The 21,792-nt window shown below is 52.1% G+C and carries 16 protein-coding genes; 4 read left to right on the top strand and 12 right to left on the bottom strand.

Annotated elements, in window-relative coordinates:
- Positions 1-32 precede the first annotated feature (32 nt).
- The 11 genes from ACYUJT_RS11490 to lepB all read right to left on the bottom strand — a co-directional run bounded on the left by ACYUJT_RS11490 (position 33) and on the right by lepB (position 15,647).
- Entirely contained in the window at positions 33-3,722 is a 3,690-nt protein-coding gene (locus ACYUJT_RS11490; RefSeq protein ID WP_460321963.1) for a dynamin family protein, read from the bottom strand.
- A gap of 390 nt (positions 3,723-4,112) precedes the next feature.
- Complete coding sequence (locus tag ACYUJT_RS11495; RefSeq protein WP_460321965.1) at positions 4,113-4,397, bottom strand: NAD/NADP transhydrogenase alpha subunit; 285 nt, start codon at positions 4,395-4,397, stop codon at positions 4,113-4,115.
- 33 nt (positions 4,398-4,430) lie between these two features.
- Positions 4,431-5,099, bottom strand: a complete 669-nt coding sequence (gene nth, locus ACYUJT_RS11500; protein ID WP_460323271.1) for an endonuclease III — start codon at positions 5,097-5,099, stop codon at positions 4,431-4,433.
- A gap of 94 nt (positions 5,100-5,193) precedes the next feature.
- Positions 5,194-7,953 (bottom strand): S-layer homology domain-containing protein, encoded by a 2,760-nt coding sequence (locus tag ACYUJT_RS11505; protein WP_460321967.1) that lies wholly within the window; start codon positions 7,951-7,953, stop codon positions 5,194-5,196.
- Between the two features lie 71 nt (positions 7,954-8,024).
- Positions 8,025-8,630, bottom strand: a complete 606-nt coding sequence (locus ACYUJT_RS11510) for a GerMN domain-containing protein (RefSeq protein ID WP_460321969.1) — start codon at positions 8,628-8,630, stop codon at positions 8,025-8,027.
- 78 nt (positions 8,631-8,708) lie between these two features.
- The gene (locus ACYUJT_RS11515) at positions 8,709-10,124 is read right to left on the bottom strand and encodes an N-acetylmuramoyl-L-alanine amidase (RefSeq protein WP_460321971.1); all 1,416 of its coding nucleotides are present in this window, start codon (positions 10,122-10,124) and stop codon (positions 8,709-8,711) included.
- 249 nt (positions 10,125-10,373) lie between these two features.
- Positions 10,374-10,949, bottom strand: coding sequence for a GerMN domain-containing protein (locus ACYUJT_RS11520; RefSeq protein ID WP_460321973.1), 576 nt, complete (start codon positions 10,947-10,949; stop codon positions 10,374-10,376).
- Positions 10,950-10,998: 49 nt separating this feature from the next.
- Complete coding sequence (locus ACYUJT_RS11525) at positions 10,999-12,501, bottom strand: N-acetylmuramoyl-L-alanine amidase (protein ID WP_460321976.1); 1,503 nt, start codon at positions 12,499-12,501, stop codon at positions 10,999-11,001.
- Positions 12,502-12,767: 266 nt separating this feature from the next.
- Positions 12,768-13,370 carry a 3-isopropylmalate dehydratase small subunit gene (leuD, locus tag ACYUJT_RS11530; RefSeq protein ID WP_460321979.1) on the bottom strand — a complete coding sequence of 201 codons (603 nt, stop codon included), beginning with the start codon at positions 13,368-13,370 and terminating at the stop codon, positions 12,768-12,770.
- Positions 13,371-13,397: 27 nt separating this feature from the next.
- Positions 13,398-14,825 carry a 3-isopropylmalate dehydratase large subunit gene (gene leuC / locus ACYUJT_RS11535; protein ID WP_460321981.1) on the bottom strand — a complete coding sequence of 476 codons (1,428 nt, stop codon included), beginning with the start codon at positions 14,823-14,825 and terminating at the stop codon, positions 13,398-13,400.
- Positions 14,826-15,089: 264 nt separating this feature from the next.
- A complete protein-coding gene (lepB, locus tag ACYUJT_RS11540) occupies positions 15,090-15,647 on the bottom strand; it encodes a signal peptidase I (protein WP_460321983.1) in 558 nt (185 codons plus the stop codon).
- Between the two features lie 203 nt (positions 15,648-15,850).
- Here lepB and ACYUJT_RS11545 point away from each other — a divergent pair, with 203 nt between their 5' ends.
- Positions 15,851-16,771: a LysR family transcriptional regulator gene (locus ACYUJT_RS11545; protein ID WP_460321985.1), complete on the top strand. Its 921-nt coding sequence runs from the start codon at positions 15,851-15,853 to the stop codon at positions 16,769-16,771.
- 73 nt (positions 16,772-16,844) lie between these two features.
- Here the strand turns inward: ACYUJT_RS11545 and ACYUJT_RS11550 are convergent, their stop codons facing one another.
- Positions 16,845-17,660 (bottom strand): carbon-nitrogen family hydrolase, encoded by an 816-nt coding sequence (locus ACYUJT_RS11550; RefSeq protein ID WP_460321986.1) that lies wholly within the window; start codon positions 17,658-17,660, stop codon positions 16,845-16,847.
- 179 nt (positions 17,661-17,839) lie between these two features.
- Between ACYUJT_RS11550 and ACYUJT_RS11555 the strand changes: the two genes are divergently transcribed.
- The 3 genes from ACYUJT_RS11555 to ACYUJT_RS11565 all read left to right on the top strand — a co-directional run bounded on the left by ACYUJT_RS11555 (position 17,840) and on the right by ACYUJT_RS11565 (position 21,788).
- Positions 17,840-19,045 carry an aminotransferase class I/II-fold pyridoxal phosphate-dependent enzyme gene (locus ACYUJT_RS11555; protein WP_460321989.1) on the top strand — a complete coding sequence of 402 codons (1,206 nt, stop codon included), beginning with the start codon at positions 17,840-17,842 and terminating at the stop codon, positions 19,043-19,045.
- Positions 19,046-19,390: 345 nt separating this feature from the next.
- Complete coding sequence (gene proB / locus ACYUJT_RS11560) at positions 19,391-20,497, top strand: glutamate 5-kinase (RefSeq protein ID WP_460321991.1); 1,107 nt, start codon at positions 19,391-19,393, stop codon at positions 20,495-20,497.
- Positions 20,498-20,540: 43 nt separating this feature from the next.
- The gene (locus tag ACYUJT_RS11565) at positions 20,541-21,788 is read left to right on the top strand and encodes a glutamate-5-semialdehyde dehydrogenase (RefSeq protein ID WP_460321993.1); all 1,248 of its coding nucleotides are present in this window, start codon (positions 20,541-20,543) and stop codon (positions 21,786-21,788) included.
- The last annotated feature ends 4 nt before the right edge of the window (positions 21,789-21,792 follow it).

The raw sequence follows: 21,792 nt of genomic DNA on the forward strand, positions 1-21,792 counted from the left end.
TACTCTTCAGTTATGTTGTTTTTGGTTTTCCTTTAAAGCAATGCCTGATACAGTTCATGAAGACGCTGCGGAACGGTCTTCCACGACTCATCGGAGTTCGCGGCGGAAGGCATGCCGGACACGCTGCTCTCCCATTCTTCCCACTGCGCTTCTAGCGATGCAGCAACCGCTGCAAACCTCACCGAGGTCTCCTGCGCGTAAAATTCGATCAGATCGCTGCCAAAGCGTTGCACCGCCTCTTTAATACTGTCGCTGAGCGGCTCCTCCAGGGCGTCTCGCAATCTTTGCTTACCCCCTCCTTCAAAGAATGTTTTTGGATTTTTGAAATAGCTCCAATATGAGGCTGCCTTAATGCCTTGCTCCAGACTTCCCGAGGGAACACTTGGAGTCAGCCAGGCAGAGGTTGCATAGATCGACAATGCCGGCAGCGCCGGAATTTCTTGCTGCAGCTTTACGAGCCAAGCCTCGGCTTCCTTCGCCAGCAGCGCTTCGCTTTTCTTCTCAAGCCGCAGGGAGGTCGCCTGAACCTCGCGTTCAAGCTCCATGCTTAACTGGGCCAGCCAGCCCTTGACCGAAGCCGCAAACTTCCGCTTCATATCCCCTCCGTCATCCTGGAGGAGCGAAGGGTGGAAATATTCGTGGAACAAATCGCCGGCAAGAAATTGCAGTCTTCTGCGCACATGGAACAGCAGCTCCCCGGTTTCTTGCGCGATTTCGGCCTCTTTATCGCTTTTCGCCAGCACCAGAAGCTCTTCCGCGAAGCGCTTGCGATCCAGCATTAACTGAACCTTAAGCTGCTCGCGTTCCTCTTCGCTTTTGGCCAGCGTCTCGCTCCACTGCTCCGCCCGCGCTATGAACTGCTGCAGCTCATGGCGGGCCGCACCTACGGCGAGACCCGCCAAGTCCTCCCTAATAAAGCGAAGGAACGGGGCCTCGAACCGGGAGAAGCCCGAACCCTCGAGCATCGCGGCATCCATGCTACGCTTCGCATCCAGTGCAGCGATGCTGGATACAGGATATATTTGCGGGGCCTCGATGCCCGCTGTGCGCAGCCCATCCTCCACGTGTTCGACAACGCTTGCCAGCTCGCCCGGCGTGGATGCCAAATCCGCCGCGTTAACGATGAAGAACATTTTATCGAGCGCAAAGCTGCCCTTCACCCGGCCCAGATGGCCCAAGAATTGGCGGTCCGCACGGGAGAAGGCATGGTTGTAATAGGTTACGTACAGTAATGCATCGCTGTTTTTCATATATTCAAAGGTAACTCCGGTATGCCGGGCATGAATGGAATCTGCCCCCGGAGTATCCACGATCACAATCCCCTGCTCGGTTAGCGGACAGGAGTAATATAGGTCGATGCCCGCTACGAAGCAGGCACGGCTCTCTTCCGCCACGTATTCGGCGAATTGCTCCAATCCCGTAATCTCGCGGCTCCCTAGTCTTGAAGCGTTTTGCTCCCAGCCGATTGCCGCCGCTTTCAGGAAGCTGAAATGAGCTCGCCCGGAAGGAGGCACATCCGGAGCCTTCAATTTATTTACTTCGGCTCTCCAGCTTCCTTCCTTCCATGCTCCGAGCTGCAGCGCCTCGAATGAGTAAGCCAGATCCTCGCGCATCGCTTCCTCGGACTTGAAGGTAATGGCCGCCTGGCCATGCTTCATGTCCCCTTCAGGCGCGAGGATGCGGTTGATCGCCGCGGTCGTCGGATGCGGCGATACCGGCAGCACCTGAGCGCCAAGCAGCGCGTTCGCGAAGGAGGATTTGCCCGCGCTGAACGCCCCGAACAGCGCGACCGTAAAGCGGCCGCCGCGAAGCGCGTCCGCGCGGGCGCGCAGCTCCCTTACCCCCGACCCAAAGGCGGGGTAAGGGGCCAGCGCCTCAGCGGCGGCGCTCAGCACCGCCGCCGCCTCGCCCAGCCGCTGCCGCCCGCTTATCGCGGCAACGGCTGCGCCAGCGCTGTCGCTGGCGCTTGCGGGCACCGCGGCGACCGGCGGCGCCATTGCCGCCGCGGGCGGCTCTGGGCGCTGCGGCGCAGCCGGCGCCCCTGGCGCGACGTCCCTCACCTCCGGCAGGATGCCGGTCGGGAGGGACGGGCGCTCGCCGAGCAGCGCGTGAATGCGCGCAGCTCGCTCTTTGGCGGCAGCGCGCAGCGCCTGCAGCCGCCCGGCGGCGCCGGAGCGCGCCAGCAGCGCATCGCGCTGCGCGGCCAGGCTGTGCCGCGCCTCGTTAAGGCGCGGCGCCAGCTCAGCGAGCAGCCCATCCGCGATAGCGAGGGCTGCGCGGCGGTAGCGGCCGGCGATTCCGGCCGCCACGTCGGCGGCGTAGCGGAGCGTGTACTCGCCGGAGAGCTGCGCGCCCTCGCGCGCAGGACCGGCGATCCACTCCTCCTCCGCTTGGGGAAGCTCCGCCTCCAGTCTGCTCTCCCACTCTGTGCTCCAGAGCCCGTGATTCTGCCCGAGGCGGCGCAGCAAATCGCGCACATGCCAATCCACCTGGGCTTGCGTCTGCTCCTGCAGCTTACCGAGGAAAAAGTCCCTTCTCCGTTCCTTTTCGCGTTCCGTCTTCCCTGCATGAAACAAAAGTCCCATCTTGAAACCAGGCTTGCGGCTCTCCAAATACTGCGCGGCAGCTTCCCTGAGATCAGGTGTCATCAAATGCGCATTGGCCAGCAAACCATCCAGCTCCTTGGACAAACTGCCACGCAGCTGATCTACGAGGCCATCCTGCTCGGAAAGCTCCCGCTCCAGTGCCGACAATTCCGTCTGCAAGCGTGACAGCGCCTCCTCGCCGCCGACGTCCTCAAGCAGCCGTTCCTGCTCCTCCTCGTCCGCATCTTCCAGCCGCTTCAAATACTGCTCCGCTCCATGAAAAAGCGAGCAGCCGATGCTGAACTCCAGCAGGCTTTCACGAATCCCGAAGAGAGCAGCAATCGTCTTCTCCAGCTCGTTCAACATATTTAACGGATGGGACAGCTCCTTCAGGGATATATAGAACACCCCTGCCGGCACGATACCCCATAACTCGAAGGCGTCCTCTACAGAACTGCGGTACTTCTCGAACGACAGTTCGGCGTTCCGGTGCTTGTCGATTTGATTCACGACGAGATAGAGAGGTTTCCCCCAATCAGCCAGGCGTTTGGCAAACGACAGATTGCTTTCCGACAAAACATGGTTGTAGTCCATCACGTAGAACACGACATCGGCCAGATGAAGCGCTGAATTGGTAGCCATCGCATGACCTGCGTCGTTGGAGTCAACGCCAGGTGTATCAAGCAGCACCCCATGCCGTCCCAATATAGGAACATCATCCCACAGCGAGATCATCGAATATGTATTTCCGTCCCTACAATAGTCATCCAACTGATCAAGGTTAAGCGCAATCTGTTCGGAATGCGCTTCCACCGTCTCACCCATGCCTCCGTCTTCTACTTCCGCCCGCGTTAGCATGGCCCGAGGCTCTCCATTACGAATGGCGGCCACGTTGGCGGTTGTCGGTATTGGCCCCGATGGCAGCACTTGCTTTCCGCACAGCCTATTGATCAGGCTGGACTTGCCTGCGGAGAAATGCCCACAGAATGATAACGTTAATTCATCAGCTTCCAGCTTCCTTGTTAAATCTTGAATTTCCCGATAAGCTCTTCGGTCTTTACCTGACTCATATAACTTCAAGAACTGGTCAAGTCGGTCATGAAGCCGCTGATCCCGACCAATTGTCAACGTTTCCATGATTATGTACTCTCCTTATTTATGTTTGCCTAATGCCCTATGAAGCAAGAAGCACTATTCATTTTTGGGTATCTCTATCGACATATTCGATGTCTTAGGAAATACATCCATTTTACATGAGTGGCATCCGTCAGGGAAGTCTCATAATTAGTGATTTTCCAGTAAAAATTAAAGAACTTCCCGCTTATATATAGAAAAACACTGTTCAAGGTACATTCTTCGTCGCTAAATGGCGGATATCTTCGTTTTTGATTAAAAATGAAGCATTCCATCCTCTAAAATAATAATTATTTTAGATTCGCCTGTCCTGCGCCATATTATTCCATCTATATAAACAAAAAACCGCCTCGCGGAATTTTCCGCAAGACGGCATTCTGATCGGCCAAGCAGCTACACCGAAGGCGTTTCGAGCGAATCGGACTCGGACGGAATTAGAATTTCGAACACTTTGCCATGCTGAAGAATCGTAATTCCCTTCTCTTTGTCCTTCATCACGACCACTTCAGGTTTGGCCGCCATACGCTCCAGGTAATGACTTGGCACTTCGCCCGAGTCGCTTACGGTGATGCCCTCAACCTCACGCTCGTCATTCTCCTTCAAGTCGATTTCGATGACCTGCTCAAACATATCGGAGAAAAGTTCAAAACTATCGGTGTACACAGAAATACATTTCATGGAGTCTCATCCTCTTCTAACTAGGTTTGAAAGTCACTTCTCTCTATCTTTTCTGACTGGTGACTTTTTCATACGTTTTTTGCCTTCCCGGCAAACTTCCAGCAGCGGACAAATCTCGCACTGCGGATTCTGGGCCTTGCAATGATATCTTCCGAAAAAGATAAGCCGATGATGGGTAATCGTCCACTCTTCCTCAGGAACGCGCTTCATCAGCTTCTTCTCGACTTCAAGCACGGAATCGTTCCAGCCTGCCAGCCCAAGCCGCTTGCTGACCCGTTCCACATGTGTATCGACGGCGATCGCCGGGACACCGAAAGCATTCGAAACGACCACGTTTGCCGTCTTGCGGCCCACGCCCGGCAGCTTCACCAACTCGGCATGCTCGCGAGGAACCTCTCCGTCGTACTGTTCAATGAGAATCCGGCATAAGTTCTGAATATGCTTGGCTTTACTCCGAAATAGTCCAATGCGCCGGATATCCTGCTCCAGCTCTTCGAGCGGAACGGCAAGATAATCCCCCGGCGTCTTATATTTCTGAAATAAATCTTCCGTCACCTTGTTTACGGTTGCGTCGGTACACTGTGCCGACAGCAGCACGGCAATCGTCAATTCAAACGCATTGCTGTGGCGGAGCTCACAGTGCGCATCCGGAAACATAGCGCCGATGCAGTCCAGAATATGACGGACACCCGCGGCATTCATGTCTCCACCTAACCTTTCTTCACGAATCTTCACGAAGAAAACCGTCCTGCCCGGGAATGATCCCGCAACAAGACGGTTATTCTCACGAAAATGATTATTGTTTTTCGATTTCAACGAGTCTGTCACCATTGAAATACAAAACAATTTTATCATCATCTTTCAGAGATTGCACGGAAATAGTCGTATCACTTTGGTGAACATACGTATCCGCATTTACAAAAAAGCGATATTTGTCATCGGCGATCGTCGCTCTTTTGACAACAAGCTCTCTTGCATTTGCATCATAGCGGGAGAATTTCCGCTCCAGCGAACTCAGAACCTTAACGACAAGAGTGCCGTCACTGTCTTTGCGTACCTCCACACGATCCGCCGTGGCCAATCCGCCTGCCCCTGTAGTAACGGACGTCCCGCGAACAACCTTAACGCCGTTCGACAGCGGGAACGATTCGGTTCCACCGGCAAAGGTCTTAACGGTCAAAGTAGATCCGTCGATATTCTGCACGCTGCCAAGGGTCAATTTGACGACCTGCAGCGATACCGCTTTAAGCCCATTGTATGCCACGTTGATCGTTTGGCCATTCTGGATATTGTTCAGCCTGATCGGATTGCCGTTCTCGTCTGTCAGAATCGCCTGATCAATGTAGATGCTTTCCGTAAGCCCGTTATTGCTATTTACCGCTCTGATGCGGTTATATGATGTTTCTATCGAGCTGACCACGAATTGAGCGGAAGACTTCACGGCCAGCGTCTGCACCGCATCCTGGTTCGTACTCAACAAAGCGATGACAGGATCGCCGACCTTAACGTCGCTAAACGTGGCGCTCTTGCCATACAGTTCGATCGTAGGAGCCGTGCCCTGGTATGGTAGAGTTACCGTTTTGTTATCCGCCGTCAGCAGCGTGATTTTCTTCTCTGCCGTATTGACCGATACAAAGGTGCCTTCGTATTTATAGATCATTTGCACGTTAAGCGCGCGGTTGCCAATAGAAGTTACATTAATTTTCCGGTCTTTATTTAGCACGGATTCCATCCCCGCAAGGGTCGGCTGTGTGGAGTTGTATTCCACCTTCGTCTTCTCGTCTAATACAAACACATGCGGTTTTAAATTCGCATCCAGCACCGTCAGCGTCTTGGACTTGCTATCGTAGTTCACGACCGTAGCGGCTGCCCATTGCTCGGACTGGCGGCCTTGGACGACGACCTTCGTCACTCGCTCCTGCGCGTCCAGCGTAAGCTCAACCTTATCCCCTCCGTTGAGATCGGCGATGAGGTCATCGAAGGTGGCCTCCTTAATGCCGCCGACGATAATTTCCGGATTCTCGGCAAGCAGCTTGACTTCAGGATATCCGCTTGCATTGCTGTAAGTCAGCAAACGCCCGTTCTGATCCAATCCAAGCAGCGTCCCGTTGACCGTCCGCTCGATGCTTTGCGTCACTTCAAGGGAATCGAGCACACTGTTCTTCACCGAATATTTAATGTCCGAATTGACTTGCAATTCGCTGAGACTGTTTAGCTTCTGGCTTTGATACAGCAGAATCGTCGTCTCGTCCACCGTATAGGTCTCAACCGTGCCCGCTGCGTCGCGGATCGTTATTTTCTTGCCGGTTACATCGACGGACTCAATCGTTCCAGTACCTGTTTTACTGACCAATGCCGATTTTACCTGAACAAGCACCGGCTTCTTCGCCACAGTATATGTCTCCCGCTGTACGATGATCGTGCTCTCCGGGGACAAGCTGCTGGCAGCCACTTTATTGCCGTGCTGATCCAGGAACGCCGTTGTATCGTCGAACGTATATTCCACGGAATCGTTATTCACGAGCATCAATATCCGATTGCCGCCGAGAATACGCAGCAGCGTGCCTTCCGTACTCTCCAGCTGCTGCTTGCCATCGATCACTTCAACGTACGCTGCGGATCCCACTTTATCGATCGCCAGCACTTTCGTGTATGGCTTCAAATCATTCTTCGAAATCTTTAATTGTGAATCCTTCGTATAATATACGCTGCGGTTATCGAGGACGAAGCTCTTTAACTGATTATCCACATATAAGGTCAGCTTGCTGTCGGTTAGCTCGGTCACGATCCCCTCATATACGTTCGAATAGTTTGCATTCAAATGTTCAGCGCCTTTGCCGAAGAAGGTCGCGATTTGCGCCCGCGTCACATTGCCCTGCGGATCGAATTTATTTCCTTCGATCCCTTTTGTAATGTCCAATTTGGCGGCCAGATTCACATAACCTCTGACCGAAGACGTAATTTTATCGTGGTCTGCAAAGCCAGTTGCTGCCGTACCCAGCCCTTTGGCCTCCTCTTCTTTGCCGAGAGCGCGAATAAGAACTTTAGCGACCCATTCGCGGGACGCTTTCTTCTGTCCCCAGGACTCCTTCTCTTTTATAAGGGCCAGCTCTTCATCTTTATCAATCAGATTCTTGTTCAAAGCTAGCTCGACATAAGGTTTCGCGTAACCGCTAATTTGCAGCTCAGCAGGAACTGTATCTCCGCTGCCCACTTCACCGCTTAAATTCATAAAGCGAATCGCCATCGTAATGGCCTCTTGCTGCGTTACGCTATCGCTCGGACGGAACTTGCCGGCATCCCCGACAATGATGCCCTCTGCAGCCAGCTTGTAAATGTATTTCTCGGCCCAAAAGCCATCCTGTACGTCGCTAAACAGGGAAAAAGCCGTATTTGACGTGTTCGTAATATTTGTTCCCGTTCCTGAATTGGCAGATGACTCTGCTGACTCGTCCGCAAAGACGGCTGCGCTGCCGCTTAAACAGATGGCAGCAGCTAGCACGGCCGAGACCGCTTTTTTGGATTTACGTCTATAGCTGCGTTTAAATGATGACATTAGATTCTCTCCTTCAAAAATGATCTCTTAACCAACTTCGACGGCGAGCTGCTATTTCCTCCAAAAAGTTGCTATTTTCTTAGAAAAGGATGCTCTAATTCGACATGGCCCATCAACGTATCTGCCTCCTGGCCGTCAACGAGAATTTCAATGGACTGCACTTCTTCGAATTGGAATAGCGCCTTCGTCAGCGATTCCACGGCGAGAGCTTCGCCTCCGGCTCCAAGTCGGGCCTCGTCCGGCAGAGTTAAATCGACGGTTAACTTGCCGCCCTCGAATACGGCCTGCTTGAAACTCACCTTATCCCAAAGCGGCAGATGGCCGGGAATCCCGCTATGCTGCAGCGCCTTCAAGGTTTGCATATATTTGTCCGCATCGTCGCTGTACGCAATTTCCTTATTCTCCGCAAACAGTTCATCCAACTGATCATCCGTGAAAAATGCCTGAATGACCAATGTATTGGCTTGCTCCTCCGGGGAACTATTATGTGAATCGCCTGCGCCATGAGCAACGGGATTGTTCGGCGGCTCTTGAACCGCCGTTCCGTTCACGCTGTTACCGGCACTTCCTTGATTTCCTTGCTCTCCTTCTACGAGCGCATTTGGTTTTTGACCGCATCCCGCGGTGATGGCAAGCAGAAGCACCAAAACGCCAATGATCCATATTTTTCTGTTCATGGTCACTTCCTCCTCCTTTAAAGGTGTTCAGGAAGCCGGTAAACCGGCTTCCTGAACGCGCATTTTATGAGCCGCTGGCTATTTTAATCCCAAATACTCTTTGATTCCGTCGACAACGCCCTGGGCTACGCTGTTCTGGAATTTCTCCGTATACAGCAAGGCCTCGTCGCTCTTATTGCTCAAATAACCAACTTCCAACAGTACTGCCGGCATTGTCGTTTCTCGTGTAACGTGAAGACTCTTTGCCCGCACCTTCCGATCGGAAAGACCGGAAGACCGGACGAGATATTTATGCATGACATTTGCAAATGGCACGCTTTCTTCCCGTGTATAGTAAGTCTCTACGCCGCTGGCCGTCGCCGAGCCGCTATTGGCATGAACGGATACGAATAAGTCCGCATTAAGATCGTTAGCCAGCCTGGCCCGGTCTTGCAGCGTCACGTAAACATCCGTACTGCGTGAGAGCACATAGTCCAGTTGCGTTTCTTTCTTCAATAGCGCTTCGACTTTCTTGACGATAGAAAGGTTAAGATCCTTTTCTTTCTTATTCGTTACGCTGATAGCGCCTGGGTCCGTGCCTCCATGCCCCGCATCGATGACAACTAGCGGTTTTCCGCCACCCTTCGATGGATAGCTCTGATCCACATTCAAATCAACAATGACATAGCCGTCGTTTGCATTCAGTAAAGAATAATTCCTTGCACCTGATAAATCCATGACAATCCTTATCGTTGAAGGATTATCGCTAAACTGCGAATAACGGATTTTGGTTACGTCCGGATAATCGTTAATGTCCATGTATCCGGTCTGGAATGCATCCAGCGAATGATTGCTCGAAAATGATTCATCAAAGCGGGCATTCGGAATATCGATGACGATCCGATCCGGCCCCGTCATGCGAAAAACATCGGGTGTTACGTTTTTGTCCACCGCAATAATCAGGCGATTGGCATCAAAGCCGATGCCTGTTACATCCGCCAAATTTTGTTCCGGCACCGGGGTAACGGAACCGTTCCCCGAATTTCCGCCGTCTGAACCGGTGTTTCCGTTGTTTCCGTTGTTTCCGCCATTCCCGTTTCCGCTTCCATTATCCGGGGTAATTAAGTATACCGTCTTCGTAGCGTTGTCCCAGCCTACGGTTAGGCCCATCTGTTCGCTAACAAATCGAAGCGGCACGAGCGTCGTATCCTCTTTCAGCATCGGAGCGATGCTAAGGGCCAGTCTCTTGCCATTCACTGTAGCACTTTTCTGATTAACAATAAGCTTAATCGTTGTATCGGCTTGCTTTATAGTTACCGTGCGCGTCCCTTTTTCCCAATCGACGTCAAAACCCAGCTCCTCCATGACGACACGAATCGGAATCATCACATTGCCTTTTACATTCTGAACCTGGCCATTCTTCGGCAAGTTCAGCGCTTCTCCGTTCAAATAGATGCTAGTGCCTCCTCCGGCAGCTTGTCCTATCGTCGGAAAAGCAAAAATACATAAGAGCATGAATACCAAAAAACCAATTCTTCTCATCCGTCACCCCTACCATCTTAAAATTTTGCCTCGTGATGACCGATGACTTAAGCCCTGTTCTTCAGCATCACCAGACGACATATTAGACGCCCATAATAACTAAAAGTTGCGTAATCTTTCCTGTTTTCCGACAATAGTCCCTATGCAGGCCGAGACAAAAAAAGACTATTTTCAAGCCCGTTGGCTTGAAAATAGTCTTTTTCACTTGCGAAATGCCATTATTCAACGGGTCATCGGATGGTTCAGCTCCACATGCCCCATGAGACTTTCTACCTGTTCTCCGCCAACCGTCAGTTCCAGGCTCCGTACCTCATTGAACTGGAACATCGTCGCTTTCAGCGAATCGATCGCCAGTACTTCGCCGCCTGAGCCGAGACGCGCCTCGTCAGGCAGTTCGATATCGATCTGGAGTTCCCCGTCTGCAAAGGTCACTTTGTTCAAAATTGCTTTTTCCCATAGTGAAAACAGTCCGTCTTCAGAAACCTGCAATTGCTTAAATGCTTCGGCATATTTGTCCTGATCCTGCTCGTACCTGATCTCACGCTGCACCTTCGTCAGCTCCATGAGATCATCATCGGTAAAATACAGCTCCACTTGTGCGGTCTGCAGCTCCGGCTGCTCAACCTGCGCATCATTGGGTCCTGCCCCTTGTGAGACATTAGGTTCTGAGGACGGCTGCTCCGTAATCCCCGGAGCCGGCTGCTGCTCCCCCTCAGGAGCAGCTTGGGGTTTCTGTCCACATCCGGCAAGGGCTGCCACAAGCACAAGCATAGTACCAAGCATAACAAGTTTTTTCAAAGCGCTACCCCCTCTCTCTTACAATCTATACCCACATCGCAAAGATCTGTCACAGGCCTAAATACTCTTTGATCCCTGCAACGATGCCTGCTGCAATTCTATCCTGTACGGCCGGATCTTTCAACACTGCATCATCCTGCGGGTTGCTCAGGAATCCGGCCTCTATAAGTATAGCCGGCATCGTCGTCTCGCGCGTTACCTTCAAATTCTGATACTTCACCTTACGATCCTTCAATCCCGTTGCTTCGAGCACATATTTATGTACCGTATCCGCAAGTGAAATGCTGGCATCCCGGGTGTACAGCGTCTCGGTGCCAGTGGCTGTTGCAGAACCGCTATTGGCATGAACCGAAATAAATATGTCGGCTTGCAAATCATTCGCAATCTTTACCCGGTCGTCCAGCGTCGGGTATGTATCGTCGCTCCGCGTCAACACAGTGATTATGTCCGGCTCCTGCATAAGCAGCTCATTCACCCTCAGCACGATCGCCAGATTAAATTCTTTTTCCTGTATGCCCGTTACACTTGGGGCCCCAGGATCTTTACCACCGTGTCCAGCGTCGATGACAACGAGGCTCTTGCCGTCCGGTCTTGCCGGAAATACCGGTATTACAGGTGGAATCACCGCATCCGAGGTCAGATCGACAATAAGCGATCCGTTCTCGTTCGTAAGCACGAATTCTCTGCTCTCGTTCAAATCGATAACGATTCGAATCGTAGATGGATCATTGCTGAATAAGGAATAGCGAATTTGTGCCACTTCCGGATAGCCCTCAACCGCTATTTCTCCCCGGCTCGTTGCATCCAGGGGCAGCGCATCCTTGAATGCGGCTTCAAATTTAGCATTCGGCACGTCAATCACGATCCGTTCCGGACCTGTCATCTTGAATACATTCGCTGTTACTGTACGATCGGTCAAGATTATAAGGCGGTTATCAGAGAAGCTTAGGCCGCTGATCGCCGCGAGAACTCCTTGACTATTATCATTTCCCGCCTGCGAATCGGCATTGCTGTCCTCCACATTTCCAGGCTGCTTTACAGGCTGCTGTGGAACGGTTTCCCCTTCGCCTGCCGGAGGCGTACTCGCCCCTCCATTAACAACACCGCTGCCTGAACCTCCGCTTGTACTGTACAAATGTGCTGATTTTGTTTCGTTATCCCAGCTGACTTTCAGGCCCATCTGCTCGCCGACAAAACGCAGCGGAACGAGAGTCGTATTTCCCTGCAGCAGCGGCGGAGCGGACAAGCCAGCCTCGCTGCCGTCCACAACAGCCTTAGGGTTGTCTATATAAAGCTGCAGCAACCGGCCGTCCTGCTTAATCGTAACCTTCTCGGTCTGCTTCTCCCATCCAACTTCATAACCGAGTCCTTCCGAAATGATACGAATCGGAACCATCACGCTGCCATTAATCAGACCCGCTTGCGCGGCACTTGGCTGCTCCAGTTCCTGGCCGTCCAAATAAATCGCATTGCCAGCGGCGGATGCCTCCCCGATACCCGGCAAAGCCCACAGCATTACAACCAGCATCAACAGAAAACCTAACTTCTTCATCGTATCCCCTACCAATCCCTTTTTTCCGCCCACCGGATGTAATGGTTGTACCTGACTAATCGACACCAAAATATGACATGTTCTTACACGATCCCATGTCACCTTCTAATTAATCCCATACTATCAGAAAATTCGCCCCGATCATAGACTTTAGTGCAAGATTCGAGAAAGAGATTCATAAATTATTAATTTGTTGAATAGACAAAAATAGACAGCTCCCGGTCTACTCATGTAGACCGGGAGCTGTCCCTCAAGCCCGGTTGAAATTAAGCGATTGTGCTGCTTGCTTTCTTCGCTTCATAAGCTGAAATGAGATCCTCATGCTGCAGCGTAAGTCCAATGTCGTCCAGACCTTGAAGCAGGAACTGGCGGCGGTGCTCATCCAGATCGAACGAAATATTTAAACCGTATTGATCCGTAATCGTTTTGTTCTCCAGGTCAACCGTCAATTGGTAACCCTCATGCGCAGCAGTGCGCTGGAACAGATCTTCAACCTGTTCTTCGGAAAGCTTGATCGGCAGAATGCCATTCTTGAAACAGTTGTTGTAGAAAATATCTGCAAAAGACGGAGCGATGACACAGCGGAAGCCATAATCCAGAATCGCCCATGGCGCGTGCTCACGGGAGGATCCGCAACCGAAATTAACTCGGGAAATTAGAACAGAAGCTCCTTCATAGCGAGCCTTATTCAGCTCAAACTCCGGATTTACATTACCTTCCGTATCGAAACGCCATTCATAGAACAGAAATTGCCCAAATCCGGTACGCTCAATCCGCTTCAAAAATTGCTTAGGAATAATAGCGTCCGTATCTACGTTTACACGGTCCACGGGACCGACGATGCCTGTAAGTTTGTTAAAAGCTTCCATGATTAGTTCTCCCCTCTTTCGCCTTCGTTAGCTAACGACTTCGCTTTTCACATTCCATTCGCGGACATCCACGAAGCGGCCTTTAATCGCCGCCGCCGCGGCCATTGCCGGAGAAACGAGGTGCGTTCTGCCGCCGCGGCCTTGACGTCCTTCGAAGTTCCGGTTGGAAGTGGAAGCGCACCGTTGTCCCGGCTCCAGAACGTCAGGGTTCATGGCAAGGCACATGCTGCAGCCCGCATCGCGCCATTCAAAGCCTGCCTCAGTAAACACTTTGTCTAGGCCTTCCTGCTCGGCCTGCAGCTTAACGCGGCCTGAACCAGGAACGACGATCGCTGTTACTTTGTCAGAAACTTTGTAGCCTTGCGCGATTTGCGCTGCGGCGCGGAGATCCTCAATACGTCCATTTGTACACGAGCCAATGAACACATAGTCGATCTCGATGTCCGTCATTGGCGTACCCGGAGTAAGCCCCATGTATTCGAGCGCTTTCTCGGCAGCCTTCCGTTCATTATCGGATGCAAAATCTTTCGGATTCGGTACGTTTGCATTGATGTCCGTGCCCATACCCGGGCTCGTTCCCCAAGTCACTTGCGGGATCAGCGCGTCAACGTCAAATTCCACGACACGGTCATATTCAGCACCTTCGTCTGTAGTGAGATTTTTCCATTCTGCTACAGCGCGATCATAGGCTTCACCTTGCGGAACATGCTCGCGGCCGCGCAGGTATTCGAACGTCGTCTCATCTGGAGCGATCAAGCCCGCTCTGGCCCCGGCTTCAATAGACATATTACATACTGTCATTCTTTCTTCCATCGTTAGCTCGCGAATCGACTCACCGGTATATTCGATAACATAACCCGTCGCAAAATCCGTTCCATACTGGGCAATAACGCCAAGAATCATATCTTTGGCAGTAACCCCTGGTCTGCGTTTTCCGACAAAGCGTACTTCCAGCGTCTTCGCCTTGGCTTGCTGCAAGCACTGCGTAGCCATAACGTGCTCTACTTCGCTCGTACCGATACCGAATGCCAGCGCGCCGAATGCTCCATGCGTAGAAGTATGGCTGTCGCCGCAGACGATCGTTTTACCTGGATGAGTCAAGCCTAGTTCTGGCCCCATAACGTGTACAACGCCTTGATCGATCGTGTCCAGGTCAAAAAGCGTTACGCCGAAATCGCGGCAGTTCTTGGAAAGCGTATCGATCTGCTGCTTGGAAATCGGGTCTTTAATGTTGAAGCGGTCTTTCGTTGGAACGTTGTGATCCATCGTCGCAAAAGTCAGCTCTGGACGGCGAACCTTGCGCCCGCTGAGGCGCAGTCCCTCAAATGCTTGCGGAGAAGTTACCTCATGCACCAAATGCAAATCGATGTAAATGATGCTTGGCTTTCCTTCTTCCGAATAAATCACGTGATTGTCCCAAATTTTCTCATACATTGTTTTTTTAGCGTTGCTCATCGTATTCACCCCACTGAAGGATTCGAACATGTAACGAAGCATTATTTGAATATGACATGCCTTTATCCGCGCTTCGTATGTTGTCATTACTATATCATCTCTCTATTCATTGTTCCAAGATATAATTTCTATAATAGTTATAGGATTTAGCTATAAAGAGAGGATGCAGTGAGCCAAAAATGAAAGAGACCTTCGCAGCAAGCTGGCTGGCTATGCCATGAAAGTCCCTTCTTCATTCTGTTCGTGAACGCCGAGAAATCTCTATTATTTGTTGAACCCTTCGATTCCCATAATGTGGTCGAGCGGCACCGGTCCGATCATTCGGCTGTCTTTGCTGTTGTTGCGGTTGTCCCCCATCACGAAGATATGATCTTCGGGAACTTCCCATATCCGGCTCTGCTCCGCATACATTTGCTCTTTAATATAAGGCTCCTCTAGCTTGACTCCATTTCTATACACCTGTCCGTCTTTAATCTCGATCACGTCGCCCGGCAGGCCGATCACGCGCTTGACGTAGAAGAAATCCTCTTTCTTGTTGCCCGCCATGATGCGGATCAGCGGATGCTCGTTTACGCTGTCCCAGAAGGAGCGGCTGCGGTCAATCCGGCTGTCGATAATGACGATGTCTTCATATTTCGGCAGCTTCTCCAGTGCATGCGCTATTTTCCAAGCATAGATCCGCTGCTTGTCGTCCAGCGTAGGCTCCATGGAATGCCCGTTCACCTTATATGGCTGAATAACAAATATGCCAATGAACATGCTAATTATAAAGCCGATTATAATAGATATTCCCCAGCCCTGAACCTCTTTCCATATTTTCATAGAACGGCAGCCTCCATTTTCCCATTTTCCCATTTATAATAATTATACAACCAACTTGCCTAATAATAAAATTTTAGAGCAGGATGCCTATTGTAAACATCAATAAGTCCTATATTTTATTTAAAAATGATAGGCTATACTTATAGAATACTTATAACAGTCATGCCCGAACCGCAACACCAATTCAAGAAAAAGGTGATCTCATGGAATTAAGGCAGCTCCTTTATACTTTGAAAATTGCTGAGGAACGCAACTTTTCCAGAGCGGCCGACAAGCTCCATATCGCTCAGCCGTCGCTCAGCCAGCAATTGTCCAAGCTTGAACAGGAGCTGGGCGTAAAATTGTTCCAGCGCAATACGAGTACCGTCGAGCTTACGCATGCGGGGGCAAGCTTCATCAAGCATGCCCGTAAAATCATGGATGCCGTCGAGCAGCTTCGCCAGGAGATGGACGACATCTCCCAACTGCGTGCTGGGCGCGTCGTCATCGGGAGCATGCCGATAACCGGCTCTCATCTGCTGCCCTATGTCCTGCCGGCATTTAAAGAAACCTATCCCGATATACAGGTTACCTTGCTTGAAGATACATCCTTAAACCTGGAAAAACTCACTGCGGGCGGAGGCACGGATCTTAGCCTGCTCTCCCTGCCGCTGCAAGAGCCTTCTTTGACCTACGAGCCAATCGGCGAGGAGAAAATCGACTTGGCCATCCCGCCAAACCATTATCTTGCCGACCCAGGAAATCGGCCGCTGGGTGGCGTAACTCTAGAGCAGCTGGCCGGCGAATCCTTTATCGTCCTCAAGAAGGGGCAGGGTTTCCGCAAAATCATGATTGATTTATGCCGGACTGCTGGGTTTGAGCCCGATATCGTGTTCGAGAGCAATAACATCGAGACCGTTCAATCTCTCGTCGCCGCTGGAATGGGCATTACCCTCGTTCCGCGCTTTATTGCCCGGGCCAAGCGTAGCGAGCTGATTCCAGTATACGTCCCACTGGCGGAGCCGGTTCCAAGCCGCACGCTCGTGATTGCATACCGTAAAGGACGTTATCTGTCCAAGGCGGCGGAAGCTTTCATTGAAACTTTCCGCACGACCATAGAGAACCGCATGAAGGAAGAACCTTAAAACAAGAAGGCTGTCGCTTGGCTAGACAAAGCCGAGGCGACAGCCTTCTTGCACTCACTACTATAATGTACAACTATGGTATTAGTTGATATAGGTTTGGACGCCGGTCCTCAAACACCGGAATTCTAGAACGAACCTCATCTACCAAGGACAGATCGATCCGCCCGGTAATGATGCCTTCCTCCTCCCCGCCCTCAGCAAGTACTTCCCCCCATGGATCGATAATCATCGAATGGCCGAAGAAGTTGTCTTTTCCGCTCAGTCCAGTGCGATTGCAGGCTACGACGTACATTTGATTCTCGATTGCCCTTGCCATCAGCAGCGTACGCCAATGATGCAAACGGGGATGCGGCCATGCCGCCGGCACGAATAATACTTTGGCGCCTGTCAGCGCCAGCGTGCGCGTAAGCTCGGGAAAGCGAATATCGTAGCAAATGGACGCCCCCGAGATTTGTCCGTCCAGTTCGAAGGTTACGGCGGACTGACCCGGCGACAAATGCTTCTCTTCCTGCATGAGCCGGAACAGATGCATTTTGGAATACGCCGCGATCTCTTCCCCGCTGCCGTCAAAAATCCGCATCGTATTGTATACCTCTCCCCCGCGCTTCTCCGCAATTGAGCCGGCAACGATGCGAACCGCGTTGCGCTGTGCGAAATCGGAGATCCATTCCCGAGTCTCGCGCCCCTCCACGTCCGCTAATTCATGAATCTGCTCCAGTGCGTAGCCGGTGTTCCACATTTCCGGCAAAACGATCAAGTCCGGCTTGACGGCTTGACTGACCGCCTTCTCCAACCAGTTCTCTACGATTTTGCGGTTTTCCGCAGGTTTTCCCATACGAATGTCGCACTGAATCATGGCGATGTTCCATGATGTTTGCTGCTGAGTCATGCCGCATCTCCTTTCATCCGTTTATTTCATTTTGAGTACCATCATAAGCGGCCTTCCTTAACCATGCAAGTACCGTTTTGCTCCAAGCGCAGGGAAACGAGCTTCAATCCATTCTATACAGATTGGATAAATCATGTTAAATTATGAATATTGTTATTATATAGACCGGAGTGTTGAACATGAGCCAACAAAATCGACCACAGGGTAACTCCCTTTTTCCTATTCAAGCCGCAGACGTCATGGATAAGCTGCCGAAGCAATTTTTTGCTTCTCTCGTCCAGAGCGTAAACCGGGAAATTTCACAAGGCCATGACGTGATCAATCTCGGGCAAGGCAACCCGGACCGTCCTACGCCTGAGCATATCGTAAGGGCCGCACAGCAAGCAGTAGCCAACCCGCAGTACCATAAATATTCCCCGTTCCAGGGCTACAGCTTCCTCAAAGAAGCTGTCTGCCAGCGCTACCGCGAAGACTACGGCGTCACGCTGGATCCCGAGAAGGAGGTTGCGATCCTGTTCGGCGGCAAGACCGGGCTGGTGCAGATCGTCCAGATTTTGCTTAACCCCGGGGATTTGTGCCTGGTCCCTGATCCGGGCTATCCCGATTATTGGTCTGGCGCTGCCCTTGCCGGGGCCGAAATGTCCTTCATGCCGCTGAGAGAGAACAACGCCTACCTGCCGGACTATGGCGCAATCTCGCCGCTTGACCGCAAGCGGGCAAAGCTGATGTTCCTGAATTATCCGAATAACCCGACCTCGGCTACGGCACCGCTGTCCTTCTATGAAGACACGGTCAAATTTGCCGCCGAGAACCAAATCGTCGTTGCGAGTGACTTCGCTTATGGAGCCATTGGATTTGACGGCCAGAAGCCCGTCAGCTTCCTGCAGGCGGAAGGCGCCAAAGAAGTGGGCGTGGAATACTACACCTTATCCAAAACCTATAATATGGCTGGATGGCGCGTCGCCTTCGCGCTTGGAAACGAGAAAATCATTTCGCTGATCAATTTGCTGCAGGACCATATTTATGTCAGCTTATTCGGCGGCATTCAGGATGCGGCCAAGGTCGCCCTGACGGCTCCCCAGGACAACGTCGCCGACCTTGTGGCTGTGTATCAATCCCGCCGCGACGCTTTGTTCAATGAGCTGGCCCAGATCGGCTGGGAAGCGCGTAAGCCGCGCGGCTCCTTCTTTTCCTGGCTGCCGGTGCCGAAGGGCTGGGATTCCGCCTCCTTTGCCTACAAGCTGCTTACCGAAGCCAAGGTCGCTGTTGCGCCGGGGATCGGCTTCGGCCAGCATGGAGAAGGTTATGTCAGGGTCGGGCTGCTAAGCAGCGAGGAGCGTCTCCGCGAGGCCGTGCAGCGAATCGGCAAGCTTGGACTGTTCTAACTGTTTTGCTTTGCAAAGCCGCGGAACGCGTGGTATTCTATCAATAAATCCAATTCTGGATATTTATAAATTTGACTAAACGTGAAGACGGGACCAGTACGTTAGACCAGCGTCGTCCAGAGAGTAAATTCCTTAGGCTGTGAGAATTTACCGTTCGCCCTTTCGGAACCCTATCCCCGAGCGGCCGGCTGAGAAGCCGGACAGTGCCCCTGTTACCGGGTTTTGAGTCGGATGAGTAAATCATCAATAAAGGTGGTACCGCGGAAGTATAACTTTCGTCCTTTGCGCTGCAAGGGACGAAGGTTTTTTTTATTTTCTTCATCATAATTATTAGGAGTGATCTCCATGCTACGCCGCATCGTTGTCAAAATAGGGAGCAGCTCGCTAACTTCACCGGAAGGAGGATTGAACCGGAAGGCTATCAACTATTTCGCTTCCGAATTAGCCGCCCTTCATGCGGTCGGCTGCCAGGTATTGCTAGTCACCTCCGGGGCAGTAGCCGCAGGATTCCGGGAGATTGGTTATCCAGAGCGTCCGAAGCTGCTTCATGAGAAGCAGGCCGCGGCCGCCGTAGGGCAAGCGCTGCTTATGCAAAATTACCGGGAAGCGTTATCCGACCATAGTGTCGCCTCGGCTCAAATCCTGCTGACCCGCTCAGATTTCCAGAACCGCAAGCGCACGGGCAATGCCAGTATGGCCATTGAGGAGCTACTAAAGCGCCAAGTATTGCCGATCATCAACGAGAACGACACCGTGTCGGTCGATGAGCTGAAATTCGGCGATAACGACACCTTGTCCGCCCTGGTAGCGAATCTGCTGCGAGCGGATCATTTGATCATTCTGACGGACACGGATGGCCTGTACACGGAGGATCCGCGCATCAATCCTGCTGCGAAGCGCATTGGGCAGGTAGACGAAATTACGGATGAAATTTACGCCATTGCAGGCGGTGCCGGTTCCTCTGTAGGTACGGGAGGCATGCGCTCGAAGATCGATGCTGCGAAGATCGCCACCCGGGGCGGCGTATCTGTATTCGTCGGCAAGATGACGCTGCCTGGCCAGTTAAAGGCCATTCTGGATGGACAAGGCCAAGGTACATACTTTGAGACGCGTTCCTCTACCCTGCCGCGCAAGAAGCAGTGGCTTGGATTTCTATCCACGCCGCTTGGCACGCTGACCGTAGATGAAGGCGCCGAAGAAGCGCTCATCCACGGCGGCCGCAGCCTGCTCCCTGTCGGCGTGAAACAAGCGCTGGGATACTTTCATGCCGGTGATGTTGTTGAAGTCATCAATCAGGACAAGGAAACGCTTGGCCGGGGAATCGTGAACTATGATTCCGAGCAATTGCAGGATATTATGGGATTAGCGAGCACTGAAGTCGTCAAGAAGCTGGAAGGCATCCATCGTCTCGAAGTCATTCATCGGGATGAATGGATTTCATTAAAATTATAAATAACGAGCTTTATATTTTTATGATTCCTAAGGAGGTATTCAAATGAGCGAAGTAAGACAAAAGGCAGAGCTTGCCCGTAAAGCAGCAAGTGTATTGAACAGTCTGACCACGGAACAGAAAAATCAGGCGTTGCTGGACTGCGCCCAGGCTTTAATCGATCATAGCGAAGCCATTATTGAGGCAAACAAGGAAGACCTGCAGCGCGGCCGGGAAAACGGCACTTCCGTTTCCCTGCTGGATCGTCTGGCGCTTACGGAAGAGCGTATCGCCGGAATCGCGGAAGGCCTGCGTCAAATCGTAGAGCTGCCGGACCCGGTCGGGGAGACGTTGGAGACGATCGACCGTCCTAACGGCCTGCATATCGTCAAGAAACGCGTTCCCCTTGGCGTAATCGGCATCATTTATGAAGCTCGTCCGAACGTTACTGTCGACGCCCTTGGCCTGTGCTTGAAGACCGGAAATGCAGTCGTACTGCGCGGCGGCTCCTCCGCCCTGTCCTCCAACCGCAAAATCGTGGAGATCATTCATGAATCCCTGTCCGGCAGCGCCATTCCTCGCGATGCAGTGCAGTTGATTGAAGATCCAAACCGTTCATCGGTTGATGACTTGATCAAACTGGACGGCCTGATTGATGTTGTCATTCCGCGCGGCGGCAGCTCGCTGATCCGGACCGTCGTTCAAAACGCGAGCGTCCCCGTCATCGAGACCGGCGCCGGAATCTGCCATACGTACCTGGATGCGACGGCGAATCCGTCCATGGCAGCGGACATTACGGTGAATGCTAAGGTTCAGCGCCCTTCGGTGTGCAATGCAATGGAGACGCTGCTTGTGCATAAGGACTTTGCGCAATCCCATTTGGCGGATATCGCCGGCAAGCTGCGCGAGGAGAACGTAGAGCTGCGGGGATGCGATGAGACGCTTCGACTGATTTCCTGGGCCAAACCTGCGACTGAAGAAGATTATGCTACGGAATACAATGATTACATTCTCAACGTCAAAATCGTCGATGGCCTGGATGAGGCACTGCGGCATATCGATCGCTTTGGCACGAAGCATTCCGAATGCATCGTGACCGAGGATGGTCCGAGCGCGGAACGCTTTCAGCAGGAAGTCGATGCCGCGGCAGTGTACCATAATGCTTCCACCCGCTTCACGGACGGATTCGAATTCGGCTTTGGAGCCGAAATCGGAATCAGCACGCAGAAATTGCATGCCAGAGGTCCGATGGGCCTGCCTGCGTTAACCTCAAGCAAATATATCATTAACGGCAGCGGACAGATTCGGAAATAAGGAG

This window comes from Paenibacillus sp. YSY-4.3 (genome assembly GCF_054767475.1).